This is a genomic window from Actinopolyspora alba, from assembly GCF_900112765.1.
GTDB classification, from domain to species: Bacteria; Actinomycetota; Actinomycetes; order Mycobacteriales; family Pseudonocardiaceae; genus Actinopolyspora; species Actinopolyspora alba.
Genome location: NZ_FOMZ01000008.1, coordinates 188289 through 202517 on the forward strand (window position 1 = coordinate 188289; position 14229 = coordinate 202517).

16 protein-coding genes are annotated in these 14229 nt (G+C 68.1%); 9 read left to right on the forward strand and 7 right to left on the reverse strand.

Annotated features, from left to right (window positions below; all coding sequences use genetic code 11):
- The first annotated feature begins 164 nt into the window (after nucleotides 1-164).
- Nucleotides 165-818, forward strand: a complete 654-nt coding sequence (gene lexA / locus BM150_RS13855) for a transcriptional repressor LexA (protein ID WP_092927670.1) — start codon at nucleotides 165-167, stop codon at nucleotides 816-818.
- A gap of 86 nt (nucleotides 819-904) precedes the next feature.
- Here the strand turns inward: lexA and BM150_RS13860 are convergent, their stop codons facing one another.
- From BM150_RS13860 to purU, 3 genes are all read right to left on the reverse strand, one after another.
- Entirely contained in the window at nucleotides 905-2056 is a 1152-nt protein-coding gene (locus tag BM150_RS13860) for an XdhC family protein (RefSeq protein ID WP_092927794.1), read from the reverse strand.
- Nucleotides 2049-3215, reverse strand: coding sequence for a vWA domain-containing protein (locus BM150_RS13865; protein ID WP_092927671.1), 1167 nt, complete (start codon nucleotides 3213-3215; stop codon nucleotides 2049-2051). Before BM150_RS13865 ends, BM150_RS13860 begins: the two co-directional genes overlap by 8 nt.
- Nucleotides 3216-3300: 85 nt before the next feature.
- Nucleotides 3301-4161: a formyltetrahydrofolate deformylase gene (gene purU / locus BM150_RS13870; protein WP_175496833.1), complete on the reverse strand. Its 861-nt coding sequence runs from the start codon at nucleotides 4159-4161 to the stop codon at nucleotides 3301-3303.
- A 648-nt stretch (nucleotides 4162-4809) separates the two neighbouring features.
- On the opposite strand from purU, the gene BM150_RS13875 reads away from it, so the two are divergent.
- From BM150_RS13875 to BM150_RS13900, 6 genes are all read left to right on the forward strand, one after another.
- Entirely contained in the window at nucleotides 4810-6072 is a 1263-nt protein-coding gene (locus tag BM150_RS13875; protein ID WP_092927673.1) for an SGNH/GDSL hydrolase family protein, read from the forward strand.
- A 209-nt stretch (nucleotides 6073-6281) separates the two neighbouring features.
- Nucleotides 6282-6536, forward strand: coding sequence for a hypothetical protein (locus BM150_RS13880; protein ID WP_092927674.1), 255 nt, complete (start codon nucleotides 6282-6284; stop codon nucleotides 6534-6536).
- 205 nt (nucleotides 6537-6741) lie between these two features.
- Nucleotides 6742-6942 (forward strand): hypothetical protein, encoded by a 201-nt coding sequence (locus tag BM150_RS13885; RefSeq protein WP_092927675.1) that lies wholly within the window; start codon nucleotides 6742-6744, stop codon nucleotides 6940-6942.
- A complete protein-coding gene (locus tag BM150_RS13890; RefSeq protein ID WP_092927676.1) occupies nucleotides 6939-7655 on the forward strand; it encodes a hypothetical protein in 717 nt (238 codons plus the stop codon). The genes BM150_RS13885 and BM150_RS13890 overlap by 4 nt, the downstream gene beginning before the upstream one ends.
- A 249-nt stretch (nucleotides 7656-7904) precedes the next feature.
- Complete coding sequence (locus tag BM150_RS13895) at nucleotides 7905-8411, forward strand: hypothetical protein (protein WP_139219530.1); 507 nt, start codon at nucleotides 7905-7907, stop codon at nucleotides 8409-8411.
- A 13-nt stretch (nucleotides 8412-8424) separates the two neighbouring features.
- Nucleotides 8425-8610, forward strand: coding sequence for a hypothetical protein (locus BM150_RS13900; RefSeq protein WP_092927678.1), 186 nt, complete (start codon nucleotides 8425-8427; stop codon nucleotides 8608-8610).
- Nucleotides 8611-9057: 447 nt separating this feature from the next.
- On the opposite strand, the gene BM150_RS13905 is transcribed toward BM150_RS13900, so the two are convergent.
- The 3 genes from BM150_RS13905 to BM150_RS13915 all read right to left on the reverse strand — a co-directional run bounded on the left by BM150_RS13905 (nucleotide 9058) and on the right by BM150_RS13915 (nucleotide 10767).
- Entirely contained in the window at nucleotides 9058-9249 is a 192-nt protein-coding gene (locus BM150_RS13905; protein WP_092927679.1) for a hypothetical protein, read from the reverse strand.
- Nucleotides 9250-9446: 197 nt separating this feature from the next.
- Nucleotides 9447-9650 (reverse strand): cold-shock protein, encoded by a 204-nt coding sequence (locus BM150_RS13910; RefSeq protein ID WP_092927680.1) that lies wholly within the window; start codon nucleotides 9648-9650, stop codon nucleotides 9447-9449.
- Between the two features lie 244 nt (nucleotides 9651-9894).
- A complete protein-coding gene (locus BM150_RS13915; RefSeq protein ID WP_217641634.1) occupies nucleotides 9895-10767 on the reverse strand; it encodes an AAA family ATPase in 873 nt (290 codons plus the stop codon).
- 209 nt (nucleotides 10768-10976) lie between these two features.
- Here BM150_RS13915 and BM150_RS13920 point away from each other — a divergent pair, with 209 nt between their 5' ends.
- Together BM150_RS13920 and BM150_RS13925 are read left to right on the forward strand one after the other, a co-directional pair.
- Nucleotides 10977-11534 (forward strand): suppressor of fused domain protein, encoded by a 558-nt coding sequence (locus tag BM150_RS13920; protein WP_092927795.1) that lies wholly within the window; start codon nucleotides 10977-10979, stop codon nucleotides 11532-11534.
- 170 nt (nucleotides 11535-11704) lie between these two features.
- Nucleotides 11705-11959, forward strand: a complete 255-nt coding sequence (locus tag BM150_RS13925) for a PspC domain-containing protein (protein WP_092927682.1) — start codon at nucleotides 11705-11707, stop codon at nucleotides 11957-11959.
- Between the two features lie 34 nt (nucleotides 11960-11993).
- On the opposite strand, the gene BM150_RS13930 is transcribed toward BM150_RS13925, so the two are convergent.
- Entirely contained in the window at nucleotides 11994-14042 is a 2049-nt protein-coding gene (locus tag BM150_RS13930) for a glycoside hydrolase family 84 protein (protein WP_175496820.1), read from the reverse strand.
- Nucleotides 14043-14229: the final 187 nt, after the last annotated feature.

The window sequence follows — 14229 nt, forward strand, 5'->3', positions numbered from 1 at the left end:
AAACAAACGCAACGACACTTCCCCAGCCCCGGCGATTTCGCGAGAAATCGACGCCACCCCCACCCGAATCCCCTTCACACGGCAGGGTGACGATGTTCCGCCCGACGGCCGCCCCGGCACACCGGTGATCGAATCTCCCGGGCCCGCATCTACCATCTACGCCCGTGACCACCTACGACGATCTCGACCACCCGGACACCTCCACCCTGCCACCACGCCAGCGGCGCATCCTGGCCGCGATCCGGGACTGGGTGGTGGAACACGGGTACTCACCGAGCACGCGCGAGATCGGTGACGCCGTGGGGCTGCGGTCGTCCTCCTCGGTCTCGAAGCACCTGGCGAGCCTGGAGTGGAAGGGTTTCCTGCGGCGCGGAACCACGGTCTCGCGACCGATCGACGTGCGCATGTTCCTGGGGGACTCCTCGGCGCGGGAGCCGAGCGGCGACCGGGTGAGCGTCCCGGTGGTCGGCGACATCGCCGCGGGCACCCCGATCACCGCCGAGGAGCACGTCGACGACGTACTCACGCTGCCACGGGAGTTCGCCGCACGCGGCACCGTGTTCGCCCTGCGGGTCAGGGGCGACTCGATGATCGAGGCCGGGATCAATCACGACGACGTGGTCGTGGTGCGCCAGCAGCCCGAGGCGCACTCGGGTCAGATCGTCGCGGCGATGCTCGACGAGGAGGCCACGGTCAAGGTCTACCGCCGCCGCGGCGGCCACGTGCTGCTCGAACCGCGCAACCCGGCCCACGAAGTGATCGACGGCGACGACGCCGCGGTCCTCGGCATCGTGGTATCGGTGCTGCGCAGCGTCTGAACCGAGCGGCTCGGCCGCCCGGTGAGGCTCAACCGGACCGCACGAGCCCGGCAGGCCCGCTCGAGTCCGATAGGTTCTGCCGACTCCTACTGCTCGGCGGACCGGGAACGTTCGGGCATCTCCGGCTCGTGGTGGATGGCCCCCTCCAGCCGGGAAAGTCGCTGACCGGTTCCGCCCCACCGGGAAGCGATCAGCTCGGCCGAGATGGACACGGCTGTCTCCTCGGGGGTGCGCGCCCCCAGGTCGAGCCCCAGCGGCGAGGACAGCGCGGCCAGTTCGGAGTCCGTCACCCCTTCGGCACGCAGCCTTTCGAGCCGGTCGCGGTGGGTACGTCGCGAGCCCATGGCCCCGACGTAGGCCAACGGCTGCCGCAGCGCGACACGCAGCACCGGCACGTCGAACTTCGGGTCGTGGGTGAGCACCAGCACCGCGGTGCGGGAATCCAACCTCCCCGCCCGTGCCTCGGCCTCCAGGTAGCGGTGCGGCCAGTCCACCACGACCTCGTGCGCGTCGGGGAACCTGCTGGAGGTGGCGAATACCGGGCGGGCGTCGCACACGGTCACCCGATACCCCAGGAAGGCTCCCACCCTGGTCATGGCGGCCGCGAAATCGATGGCACCGAACACCAGCATCCGGGGTGGCGGCTCGAAGGAGTTGACGAACACCCGCAGCCCCTCGCCGCGCCGCTGCCCGTCCGGACCGTACTCCAACACCCCGGTTCTGCCCGTGGCCAGCATCCCCCTGGCGTCGTCCACCACCGCGTCATCGAGCCGGTCCGACCCCAGCTCGCCCTCGCTCCGGTCGTGCCACACCAGGACCCGCCTGCCCACCCGGGACTCGTCCGGTGCCTCGATCACGGTCGCCACGGCGACCGGCTCACCCGCCGCCACCGAGTCGGCGAGTTCGTCGAAGCGGGGGAAGGACTCGCGATCCACGCGCTCCACGAAGACGTCGATGATTCCGCCGCAGGTCAGTCCCACCGCGAACGCGTCGTCGTCGCTGACACCGTAGCGGGACAGCGTCGGCGGGTCACCGGCCAGCACCGAACCGGCCGTTTCGTAGACCGCGCCTTCCACGCACCCTCCGGAAACGCTGCCCGCGACCTCGCCGCTCCCGTCGACCAGCATGGCGGCGCCGGGCGCGCGCGGCGCCGAGGAAAAGGTCGCCACCACGGTGCCCACCCCTACGGGGCTTCCGGACTCCCAGTGCCGCCGGAGCGCACCGAGTACGTCACGCACCACTCACCTCCACGGAATCGCCTGCGGGGCGGCCTGTGGCGGCCGACTCCGAACAACTTCGCACCCGTTGCCACAGCTCACGCAGCGCGGCGAGGCTGTGCCCGGCGACGAGCCCGTCCACATGCGGCAGCGCCGCCGCTATGCCGGACTGCACCGGGGCGTAGCCCTCGTGACCCGCGTGCGGGTTGGCCCACAGCACCGCGTGCGCCAGCCTACGCAGTCTGATCATCTGCTCGGCGAGCTCGGCGGTGTCCCCGCGCTCCCAGCCGTCCGAGAACAGCACCACCACCGCCTGCCGAGCGGCCCCGCGCTGCCCCCACCGGTCCAGGAACGCGCGCAGCGTGCTTCCCAGCCGCGTACCACCGGAGAAGTCCGGTACCGCCCGCCCGGCCGCGGTCAGCGCGAATTCCGGGTCACGTTGCCGCAGTTGCCTGGTCACCCGGGTGAGCCTGGTGCCGAGGGTGAAAACCTCCGTGCTGGCCGGTGCTGCCCGCACCACCACGTGCGCGAAGCGCAGCAACGCGTCGGCGTAAGGACTCATCGACCCCGAGACATCGATCAGCAGCACGACCTTGCGCGGCCGATCACCGCGTGTCCGCCGCACCAGGCGCACCGGTTCACCACCGGTTCGGATCATGGCCCGCATGGTCGCGCCGGGGTCGAGTCGCCCGTCGCGCGCCCGGCGCCAACGCAGCGCGGGACGGCGCGGTGGACGCGGATCCAGCCAGGAGATCATCCGCCGCAGATGGGCGCGCTCCTCCTCGCCGAGTTCGGCCAGGTCACGACGGTGCAGCACCTCCACGTCCCCCGCGGCCGCGAGCTGTTCGGCCTCGATCGACTCGGCCGACTCCGGCTCGTCACCGCCCAGTGGCAGCGCACGGGAACGCACCTGTCTGCGCTGCTCCTGCCGGAGTTCGGTCGTCTCCACCAGCCTGCCGAACCAGGCGTGGAACGCCGCATCGAAGCGGGGCAGGTCGTCAGGGTCCGAGCAAAGCGTCAGCCTGCCCGCCCAGTACAGCTGATCACGATCGGCGAAGTCGACGTGCTCGGTGGCGTCCAGGAAGGAACGCACCCGCGCCGGGCCACACCGCATCCCGGAATGGCGCAGCGCGCGAGCGAACCCGACGAGCCCTTCGAGGGTGTGCTCCGCCTCGCGCATATCCACATTGTGCACCTCGCGCGGCGATCACGGCCCGGTTCCGACGCCGGTCCGGGCCACCGGCTCAGCCGTTCCGGCTCCTCGATCAGGCGAAGACGATGGTGCTGTTGTCGGTGCGGATCACGCGGTCCTCGCTGTGCCACCGCACCGCACGGGAAAGCACGGTGCGCTCGACGTCGGCACCACGACGCCGGATGTCGACGACGGTGTCGGCGTGGGTCACCCGCACCACGTCCTGCTCGATGATGGGCCCCTCGTCGAGGTCCTCGGTCACGTAGTGGGCGGTCGCTCCGACGAGTTTGACCCCGCGTTCCTTGGCCTTGGCGTAGGGAGCCGCACCGATGAAGGCGGGCAGGAACGAGTGGTGGATGTTGATGATCGGCACCCCCAGGCTCGCGATGAAGTCGCCGGACAGGATCCGCATGTACCGGGCCAGCACGACGAAGTCCACGTTGCCCCGCAGCAGCCGCAGGTGTTCGGCCTCGGCGGCGGCTTTGCCCATCTCACCCGTGGGCACGTGCACGAACGGGACGCCGAAGGCGCGCACTTCGTCGGCGGTGTCGGTGTGGTTGGAGACGACCATCGAGATGGTCACCGGCAGCTGGCCCCGCCGGTGCCGCCACAGCAGGTCGAGCAGGCAGTGGTCCTCCCTGGACGCGAAGACGGCGACGCGTTTGGGTACCGACATGTCGCGCAACGTGAAACCGAGGTCGAAGCCCTCGGCCAACTCGGTTTCCAGATCCCGCTCGATCGTGGGAAGCACGGCCTTGAGGTTGGCGAGACTGAACACCGTGCGCTGATAGAACGCACCACCCTGCGGGTCGTCGGAGTACTGGTCCAACGAGACGATGTTCGCGCCGTGCCCGCTCAGCACCGCGCTGACCGCGGCGACGATGCCGGTGCGGTCCTCGCCCTGCACGATCAGCGAGGCGTGGTTCTCCGACAGTGCGTGGTTCTGGGGCGAGGCGGGCGTAGCGGTCCGCGAAGCCGCCGGTTCGGTCGTCAAGTGGGCTTTCCCTCCGCCGGAACTCGGTGTCCGGTGCGATGTGGTCACGAGCTCAACCCGGTCCGCGCGCCTCGATCCCGCCGTGGCGGGGCGCGCGGTGGTTTCCGTGCCGGATTGTGCCGGAACCGACCCGGCTCGGCAGCGGGACGTCTGGGCGGTCCACGAGAACTCCTCGGAGCATGGCGGTACTCACGCTCGTACCCACTCCGGTTCCACGGTTCGGTGCCGGGACGAGCTCACCCCTGCCGGGTGAAATTCGGTCCACGATCCGGTGCCACCACGGGAATCATCCGCTGCCCGGCCGGTCAGCTCGACGTCATGTCCTACGAGGAACCGAACCGGAACGCCCGGAAACGTGGACCGGCCACGATCACTCCGGGGCAGTGTGCCTGGCTGTTTTGTCCTGGCCAGCTTCGCGCAGGGTCATGACCAACGTCGCGGACCAGTCGTGACCGGGAGTTCCACTCGCGCGCGGATCCAGTCGCGCGGATCCGGTACCGCCACCCGGAGTATTGCCGTCCGGGCAGCGGGGGAATAGGTTCCGGTTGAAACGATTCAAACCCCACGACGAAGCTGCCGAGGTCGGTCGTGTCGCACAACACCGGTTCCGGAAGAACGGCGCCCCGCAGGGGACTCTGGTATCTCCTCGCGGTAGCGGCCACCACCCTGCTGCTGGTCACGCCCTCCTCGGCGTCCGACCACCGGAATCAGCCGCACGCGGGCGGCTCGGAGTGGGTGGGCTCCTGGGCAGCGGCCGTGACTCCGCCGGACAGCCGGCCGGAGACCCAGCACTTCCACGATCAGACGCTGCGCCAGGTCGCGCATCTGTCGGTGGGCGGTGACCGATTCCGGCTGCGCCTGACGAACGTCCACGGCACGAAACCGCTGTCCGTGGGAGCGGTGACTGTGACCCCGCGCCGGGGCGAACGGGGAACCCCGAACATCGACCCCACCACCGCGGTGCCGGTGACGTTCGACGGCCGGTCCTCGACCACGGTTCCGGTGGGTGCGGAGTGGGTCTCGGACCCGGTCGAACTGGACGTGGCCGACAACAGCGATCTCGTCATCAGCGTGCACCTTCCCGAATCCACCGGGCGGGCCTCGGTGCACTACGAGGGCAGGTCGACCACCTTCCTCGCGCCGGGCGACGCCACGAGCGGCTCGGGGGAGAACTACGAGTCCATCGGCACGGCACGCTACTTCCTGGACGGCGTCGACGTCCGCACCGATTCGGCCGGTTCGGTGGTGTTCTTCGGCGACTCGATCACCGACGGCGTGAGGTCGACGCTCGACGCCAACCACCGCTACCCGGACGTGGTCGCTGATCGGCTGCTGAAACGACCGGAACCGCGCGAACTCGGGGTGCTCAACGCGGGGTTGAGCGCGAACCGGTTGCTGACCGACGCCGGTCTCGGCGGTGAACCGGCGATCGCACGGTTCGAACGCGACATCCTGTCCCAGACCGGGGTGCGAACCGTGGTGCTGCTGGAGGGCATCAACGACATCCACCACAGCGCCGGGGCCGTGGAGTCGCGCGAGCTCATCGGTGTCTACGAACAACTGATCGCCCGGGCGCACGAGGCCGGTATCCGCGTCGTGGGCGGGACGATCACACCCTTCGAGGGCGCACCGCGCTACAACGCCGCGGGCGAGTCCGACCGGCGGGCCGTCAACGAGTGGATCCGCGAATCCGGAGCGTTCGATGCCGTGGTGGACTTCGACGCCGTGGTGCGGGATCCGGGGCATCCGAGCAGGTTGGCACCTCGCTACGACACGGGTGACCATGTGCATCCGAACGACGCCGGACTGGCGGCGATGGCCCGGGCCGTCGAAATACGGGAACTGTACTGACCGACGTTCCGCCGCACTCGACCGTCGGGTGGGCTCGCTCGGCGGAACCCGACGCTCGCTGCCGTACTACCCGTCCGGTAGTGCGCCGTCCGGCATCGCCGAGCCCGCCCGGGCAGCGGCAGCTCGTCGACGACGAAGCCCCAGGGGCTTCCGGAGCGCGTTTTACACTCCCGTGTGAGGCCGGATCCCGGTCTGGCAGGGTTGCCGGTATGACTGGGCCCGAACACTTCAAGACCGCGCAACGCCTGCTGACCGAAGCACCGGAGCAGCACGACCAGGAGAAGGAACGCACCTACGTGGCCTATGCCCAGGCGCACGCCACGCTCGCGCAGGCCGCGGCTACCGCCCAGGCGGGAGGACCGATTTTCAACGAGGACGGCGAGTTCGTGATCGGGGGAATGACCGAACCGCAGGAGACGTCCTGGAAAACCGTGCTCGATCCGGAAGGGACCACAGCGGAATAGCCGGACCGAAGAACACGCCCGAAACACGGCGGTCTCGCCGGGATCGCCGACCGGCACCGTCGCGGTTTCCACCGCGTTATGAATTCGTTGTGCCGGTCTCCGGAAAAGCGATGGTCGCCGCGTACCGCTGCCGAGGACCGAATCAATTCACCTCCGGCACGGCACGCGGTGTTCCACAACGATCTCGCTGCTACACTGACCCACCGTGGCCGACCCGACGGGAAGTTCCGAGAAGTCAACCAGGATCTGGTCCAGTGCAGCGGCTTTCCTCTTTTTCGGCGTGGCGATCGCGATGGTAATTCTGCACATTCTCACTCCGCGAAATTACGCGACCGTCATAGGCCCGTTCCTGGTGTTCGGCTTCTGTTTCCTGACGCTCTGGTTGAGCGTGCAGAAGAGCCGATGACGCCTTCGACGACGGACACAAACCCCACCGACTCGGAAGCCGACCACGCATATGCGGCGCTGGTCCGCGACCTCGCCGCTCTCGCCATGGGGATCTCGCCGGGCTCCGGCGCCACCGTTCGAGCGGTCGTGCGCCCCGAGCCGGACGCGCTCTGGGTGGGGCTGGCGCCGTGGAACCAGCTGATCGAGCAGTACGCACTGCGGATACCACTGTCGCTATCGGACGGTCGTCCGCGCGGTTTCGAGGACGTGCTGCTGGTGCTGCGGCGCTCGGAATCGCTGCGCAGGCACAGCAGGAGGCGGTTCGACCGACTCGACACCGTGGGGGAACTGCACGGAATGGCCGTGCGCGACAGCCGCGAGTTCCTCGACGACCCTCCACTGGACATGTTCCAGGACGCGCTGCGCGGCACCCTGCTCACCGCCGCGTTCCGAGGCCCGGCACCGCTGCCGCCCGACGGTACGACCCGGCTTGCCGGGTTCGCGTGGCTGCTCGACAACGAGACACAGTGGGCGAGACTCTACCTCGACTCCCCCACCGAGGCCGGAACGCTCGGTGTCGACGTCGACGTCGCGCACGGCTCCGATTCCGTGCCCGACCTCATGCACTGCCTGGATCGCGGCGTTCCCGACGCGTGGAGCCCGCACGAGCTGACTCCCGACCCGTTCTGCCTGCGGATGTTCGACCTGCGCGATCACCCCGGCTGTGAGTGACAGCCCTCCCACGCGACGAGCGTAGTGGCTCGACGGGATGCGGCAGGGCAGTGGGGCGGCGGCGATTTCGCGAGAAATCGCCGCCTAGCCGCTGTCTCCGCACTCCTACACGCCTCACACGAAAGTGGCTGAGATAGTCGCCATCCCCCACAGCACCGAAGCGCTCTGGCACGTTCGACTTCGATCTTGCCCGTAGCCGCTGGGGAACACCGATGTCGACTGCGGCTTCCGAACGACGAGGACGAACCGTTGACAACAACCGCGCGGGGAGAACTGGCCAATACCGTGGCCGTACTCGATCCCTACGTCATCCACGGGGGGCAGGGGGCGGTCTTGGATGCTCCCGAGAAGGTTCTGACCGACATCCCCGAGGAGCAGCTTCACGAGCTGCGCACGGCCCTGGCCAAGTTCAACACCGCCGAGCACCAACCATCTCCCGAGGAGGCGAGGACGGTCGCCCGTGGTGTGTGGCGCGGCGAGCACGGCTACATCAAACACCACTGGTACGGCTGGGAACTGGGCATGGATTCCTACCTGTGCAACAAGGTCACCGGTGGTTTGATCACAGCGGGCGGGGTGGCTACCGCGGTCGGCGCGGGAACTTCCGGACCGGCCGCGGGGATCATCGCGGGCGCGTTCAGCATCCTGATCGGAATGGTCATCGCCTGCGAACACGACAACGGCTGGAGCTATATCTACCTGATCGGAGCTCCCCCGTTCACTCCGGGCGGGGTCGTCTGCAATCCGTTCGGATGAGCGGGAGCCACACATGACACCGACGCGGGCGCTGGCGATCGTGCTCGGAGGATGCTGCCTGGTGGTCACACTGGGCGTACTGCAGCTGGTCGGCGTGATCGAGCGAGTGGCGTGGGTGGCCTTGAGCATGCTGCTGCTGGCCACGGTGATCACCGTGTTCAACTCCAAGGGATGGCTCCCTCGCTCACGACAACGGTGAGCACACATGAGCAGCGCCTTCGGACGTGTCCGAAGCGCCGTGTCGCGCTGTGCGATCAGTCGAACCAGGTCGGACTCACCGCATCGGTGAACGTGGGCCACTGCGAGCACAGAGCTCGTCCTCGCCACCGGCCGGGCGTCGATTTCTCGCGAAATCGCCGGATCGAACACCGGCCATTGCCTCCGTCACGTGGACGGTGCGCCCCGGGCTACCTCTGTAGTAATGGGCGCCCGCCCCGAAATCCGGCACAGCCGGAACCAACCACTGCCAGGTGCTCGAAAACGCACGATGCGGGAGCTGTGCGACAGGTACTCCGCATGAACGGTCGAGCTCGACGTGCAGTGGGAGGAGCGCCGATCTCGGAAAAGAACTCGCTTCACGCACCCCTGGCGATATCGGCAACGGTCTCGGAATCCGCCCCATAAGCACGGGGACGCATCGTGCCGTTCAGGGTTCCCGAAAGGGATCGGTGTCGAACGGGGTGCGCAGTCCGCGCATGGCGGCGTCGCTGTGATCAGCGACCGTGGAGGGCTGCTCGGGCAGTTCCCGGGTGTGCGCCGGTTCGAGGAACTGAACCGTGCTGACCGTCTCGGGAATGGGAGCGCGTCCGCGGGATGACGGCACCGGGCGGTTGCCCATCTTGCCGTGGCTCTGGGGCCGAACGTGACGCGAGGGTTTCGTAGTACTGATAGTGCTCCTTGGAACCACTCGAACGAAGTACCGAACGGCCGGGTGGTCTGCGAGATGATGTCGGGCGTAGTCGATCGCCCGAAATGCCGGTGGCTCCCCATCCGCTCGGACGGGGAGCCACCGGAAGAAAAGCTCAGTGAGCGAACTCAGAGCGCGCGAACCACGTCGGCCTGCGGGCCCTTGCTGCCCTGGCTGGACTCGTAGTCCACCTGCTGGTTCTCCTCCAGGGTACGGAAACCCGAGGCGTCAATCGCCGAGTAGTGCACGAAGACGTCCGGCCCGCCCTCGTCAGGAGCGATGAAGCCGAAGCCCTTTTCCGAGTTGAACCACTTCACGGTTCCCTGTGTCATGTCTGTCTCCTAGCGAGAGTTGACGTATGACGAGAGACCACACCCTGCGGACTCCCGGGTCGGCGGATCTCAGACGGCAACTACTCCAGCTACAACCAAAGACAGCAGCTCGCCCGCATCAACATCCTGCGAGCGTGCACAAACACGAACCCAGAAACTCAACGACCAAAGGTAACTATACACGTCATCGATCCCGTTTGCCAACCCCCCTCGGAGTCGGCCCGCGAAACCGCCGAGCCGCTCCTCAGGACTCGAAGTCGAGCAGCCCGCCCGCGGCATGCACGCGTTGGGCGTCCTCGCGGTATTTCAGCACCGCGCCGAGTGTCCGGGCGGCCGTCTCGGTGTCCAACTCCGTCCTGCCGAGCGCGAGCAGCGCACTCGCCCAGTCGATGGACTCCGCCACGCCCGGCGGCTTGAGCAGTTCGAGCGAACGCATCCGGCGCACCGCACCGGCCACCTGCTCGGCCAGCCGCCGGTCCAGTTCGGGAACCCTGCTGCGCAGAATGCTCACCTCGCGCTCCGGATCGGGGTGCTCCAACCAGTGGTAGAGGCAGCGCCGCTTCAGGGCGTCGTGAATCTCACGAGTGCGGTTGGAGGTCAACACCACCAGCGGCGGTTCCGCCGCGGCCACCACACCGAACTCGGGGATGGTCACCGTGTAGTCCGAAAGGATCTCCAGCAGGAACGCCTCGAACTCGTCGTCGGCACGATCTATCTCGTCCACCAGCAGCACGCAGGGGGTCTCGCGCAACGCTCGCAACAGCGGACGGGCCAGCAGGAACCGCGAGGTGTACAGCGACGCCTCGGCCGCCTCCGCGTCGAGGCCGCCATCGGCGGCCGCCTCCAGCGTGCGCAGGTGCAACAACTGCCTGGGAAAGTCCCATTCGTACAGTGCCTGGGAAGCGTCGATCCCCTCGTGGCACTGCAATCGGATCAGCTCGACCCCGTGAGCGGCCGAGAGCGCGTGAGCCAGCGCCGTCTTACCGGTACCCGGTTCGCCCTCGCACAACAGCGGCCGGCGCATCCTGCCCGCGAGAAAGGCGGCAGTGGCTATGCCCTCGTCGGGCAGGTAGCCGGTCCCGCGCAGTGCCGCCGAAACGTCCTCCGGAGAGTTCATCCCACTGATTCTAGGACTTTCGGTGCTCATACGATTCCGGTGCGTGTCCACTTCCCGGAATGCGTGCCCGCCGGTGAAACACCGGCCGGGCGAGCACGATATGCCGAGCGGAGGTCGTGATCCGCGAGCGGAATCGCGAAGGAGGAACCGCCGCGGATCAGCGGGGGGCATACTTGACGTGGCGGAACGAACTACAGCCGAGGTGGATCTTGAGCCGGTTCAGTGAATTCCCCGCGCATGTCGAGCACTACCTCGGCAGGATCCGCGGAGCGGACAGCCCGGAGGCGGGCTCACGGGAGCGGGGATACCACCTGGTGTACTGCGATCCACCGCACGGCGGGCACGTCTCGGTGCTGACCAGCGGGCTGCGTTCACGTACCGCCGGAGCCCCGCTGCCGCACGAGCTGGTCTGCACCCTGCACAACGGACAGGAGCTGTACGCACGGCACCTCACCGGTGTCGTCGCGGAGCTGCTCGAGGAGTCGAACAGCCGCGTGGGGCCGGGAGCGCTCATCATGAACGATCGGGCACTGCTTCCGGACACCTCGATCAGCGGAGCCCTGGCGGCCCCGCACCCCTACCTGGGCGAGGACTTCGACGTGGTCCGCGACAGTTCGGGCGAGGCCGTGCTGCGCCTGATCACCCTGCTGCCGATCTCCCGGGGAGAGAGCCAGCTGGTGGCGCGTTACGGCAGCGACGTGCTCTACGACCGCTGGCAGGAGCGGGAGACCGATCTGCTGGACATATTTCGGCCCCCGGTGGCTTAGGGACGCGGCGGAGCCGGGCCGGGTGTGCCGGCTGCCGAGACCAGTCGCCAACTCGGTGTCAATTTCTCGCGAAATCGCCGGGGTGTCTCGGGGTAGCTCCCTCGGGACTACGGGACGGGTCAGGGCACTTCCCGGAGTCGTCACGCCGCTCGGACGGGTTCACTGAAGTCATGACGAACCAGGAAAAGCCCGTACAACCGCCAACCGGCACGGAAGAGCAGGCCCCGACGGGGCAGCACCGCGAGCACCGCTTCCGCCGCAGCCGCGACGAACGAATGATCGCGGGCGTCTGCGGCGGCGCCGCGGAACTGTTCGGCATCGACGTCACGATCGTGCGCATCGTGCTGGTCGCCGCCACGCTGGTGGGATTCGGCACCGGACTGCTGATCTACCTGGCCTGCTGGCTGATAGTCCCGGAGGCTTGAGACACCGGAACCGGACCACGCTCCGGGCGGAAGCTCACCGCATGTCGGGGGCCTGGCGGACGAAGTCGTCGAGCACACCGTCCGCGAGGCGCACCGGCCCCTGCGGCAGTGTCTCGCCCTCGACGGTACGCACCGAACCCGCGCGGTCGGCCAGCTCCGCGGCCCGGCGGAACTCCTCGGAAGCGGTCTCCGAATCCCCCGAAGCCCGCGCGGACAGTCCGTCCAGTGTGGCCAGCAGGGCGTCGCCCCAGAGATCAGTGGCCCGCAACCAGGGCCGCACATCGGAGACGAAATCCTCCGGGGTGCCCTTCCGGATCCTCTCGGGGGCCTCGGCGATCGACCGCGCGTAACCACGCAGCTCGGACACCGCCCCCTGCCGGTTCGAGGCGTCACCGTTCCACGCCTCGCGGAACTCGTCCAGTCGACGCCGCAACTCCGGCGCGGGCTCCAGCCACGGCTCACCGTCCGGCAGCACAGCGGTGTGGTTGAGGTCGAAGAAGACCATCAAGGCGTTGACCGTCCCGCTTTCCGGGGACAGGCGCTGTTCGTCACCCCGGAAACGATCGCCGGCCAGGTACTCGGCGGCCTCGCGCCAGGCCCGTTGCTCGTCGAAGTCGGTGCTGTTCCACGCGAAGTCCGCCGCCGAGATCTCGACCACCTTGCTCGCGGCGGCCTGGTTCATCGGGTTGATCACCAGCCCGGCGAGTCGCAGCCCCAGCCCCGGTTGCCGTTCGGCGTAGGGGCCGAGCATCATCAGCCCCTCGGTGGCGTCGTAGTCGTTGACCGGATAGTTGTCCCAGAGCAACGGCTTCCTGCCCCACACCTGCTCGGCCGAGGCCGCGTCGTCGACGGTGATGCCGTCCGGGATCACTCCCTCACCGGTCCACATCACCTCGACCGCTGGATCCAGCCGCTGTCGAATCGCGGTTTTGTACGGCGAGTTCTCGGTGTCGGAGTACTCGGTCGGCACCGTCTGCAGCGGCGTCGTCCCGACATGAGTGCCGAGGAACTCACGCTGCAACCGGTTGAGCAGCCGTGCCTGCGCCACCCCCGCCGCACGTGCGGAGGACGCACCGTACTCGGCGCGGTCCGACTCGCAGTTCCACTCGGCGTAGTCGATGTCGTCGAACGGTACCGAGAAGCTGCGGATACCGATGTCGTACAACGACTGGAGCTTGTCCGTCAGCGCACGCCAGTCGTCCGGGTCGGAGAAGCAGATCGACTTACCGGGCGAGAGCGCGAACGTGAATTTGACGTGGTGCTGCGTGGCCTGCTGCTGCAGCTCACCCAACCGCCGCAATCGGTCGGCCGGGTAGGGATCGCGCCACCGGTCGCGGTGATACGGGTCGTCCTTCGGTGCGTAGACGTAGCTGTTCAACTTGACGGAACCGTAGAACGCGAGCTGGTCCATCCGCTCGGCGTGGGTCCACGGACTGCCGTAGAAGCCTTCGATCACTCCGCGAGTGGACATCTCCGGCTCGTCGAGAACAGCGACTCCCGCGACCCGCCCGGGTGTGGCGAGCTGCCGCAGCGTCTGCACGGCGTAGTAGGCGCCCGCCGGGTCCATCCCACCGAGTACGACGGCGGGGCTCTGACCGTCACGTACCGATATCGCGTAGCCCTCGGATGCCAGTTTCTCGTCCCCGTCGGGGAAGTCCAGCTCGGTATCCTGGAAGGTCTTGCGTATCGTGGGCGACCAACGGCTCCCCAGCCGAACCCGCAGGTCGGAGTCATCGACGGGGCGACCGGGCTCCCGCACGACGACCTCCTCGGCACCGATGGCGCGCAGCACCCGCACCGCGAGGCTACGGGTCCACGGTTTCACAGTGGGATCGGTGACCAGGGCGACCTTGCCCGACACTCGCACGTCCCCACCGTTGGGAACCATGCTGGTCGGCTGCGGCACCACGTCGGGAAGTTCGCCACCACCGGATGACGGAGCGGCCGTGCCCGTCCCGGACCGGTCGGTCTCGTCCGAATCGGGAGGCTGATCGCCGGTGCAGCCCGCCAACAGGAGAGCGAGCACGCACGCCAACGACGCCAGCACCGCCGAACGGCGGGAAGTTCGCCGGAAGCGGTTCACGACGCCTCCTCTGATTCGGGGAAGGAACACTGCGACCACACTCGCCGGAAACCGTGGAGCGGCAGCACAGAGTGAATCATGATGCCCCGGCCGGGTTCTAACCGGTGGCCCGTTTCGGGGGACGTACGGCGCACCGTTACTCCCCGGAAGTGTGAGAGCTACTCACTCGATCGAACTGTCAACGTCA

Bases quoted from the DNA above. Each gene is read 5' to 3' on its own strand.
- BM150_RS13865 (WP_092927671.1), bottom strand. From the start codon at position 3,215: ATGCGCGAGGCGGAGCACACCCTCGAAGGGCTCGTCGGGTTCGCTCGC.
- BM150_RS13880 (WP_092927674.1), top strand. From the start codon at position 6,282: ATGACTGGGCCCGAACACTTCAAGACCGCGCAACGCCTGCTGACCGAA.
- BM150_RS13890 (WP_092927676.1), top strand. From the start codon at position 6,939: ATGACGCCTTCGACGACGGACACAAACCCCACCGACTCGGAAGCCGAC.
- BM150_RS13900 (WP_092927678.1), top strand. From the start codon at position 8,425: ATGACACCGACGCGGGCGCTGGCGATCGTGCTCGGAGGATGCTGCCTG.
- BM150_RS13905 (WP_092927679.1), bottom strand. From the start codon at position 9,249: ATGGGCAACCGCCCGGTGCCGTCATCCCGCGGACGCGCTCCCATTCCC.
- BM150_RS13910 (WP_092927680.1), bottom strand. From the start codon at position 9,650: ATGACACAGGGAACCGTGAAGTGGTTCAACTCGGAAAAGGGCTTCGGC.
- BM150_RS13915 (WP_217641634.1), bottom strand. From the start codon at position 10,767: ATGAACTCTCCGGAGGACGTTTCGGCGGCACTGCGCGGGACCGGCTAC.
- BM150_RS13925 (WP_092927682.1), top strand. From the start codon at position 11,705: ATGACGAACCAGGAAAAGCCCGTACAACCGCCAACCGGCACGGAAGAG.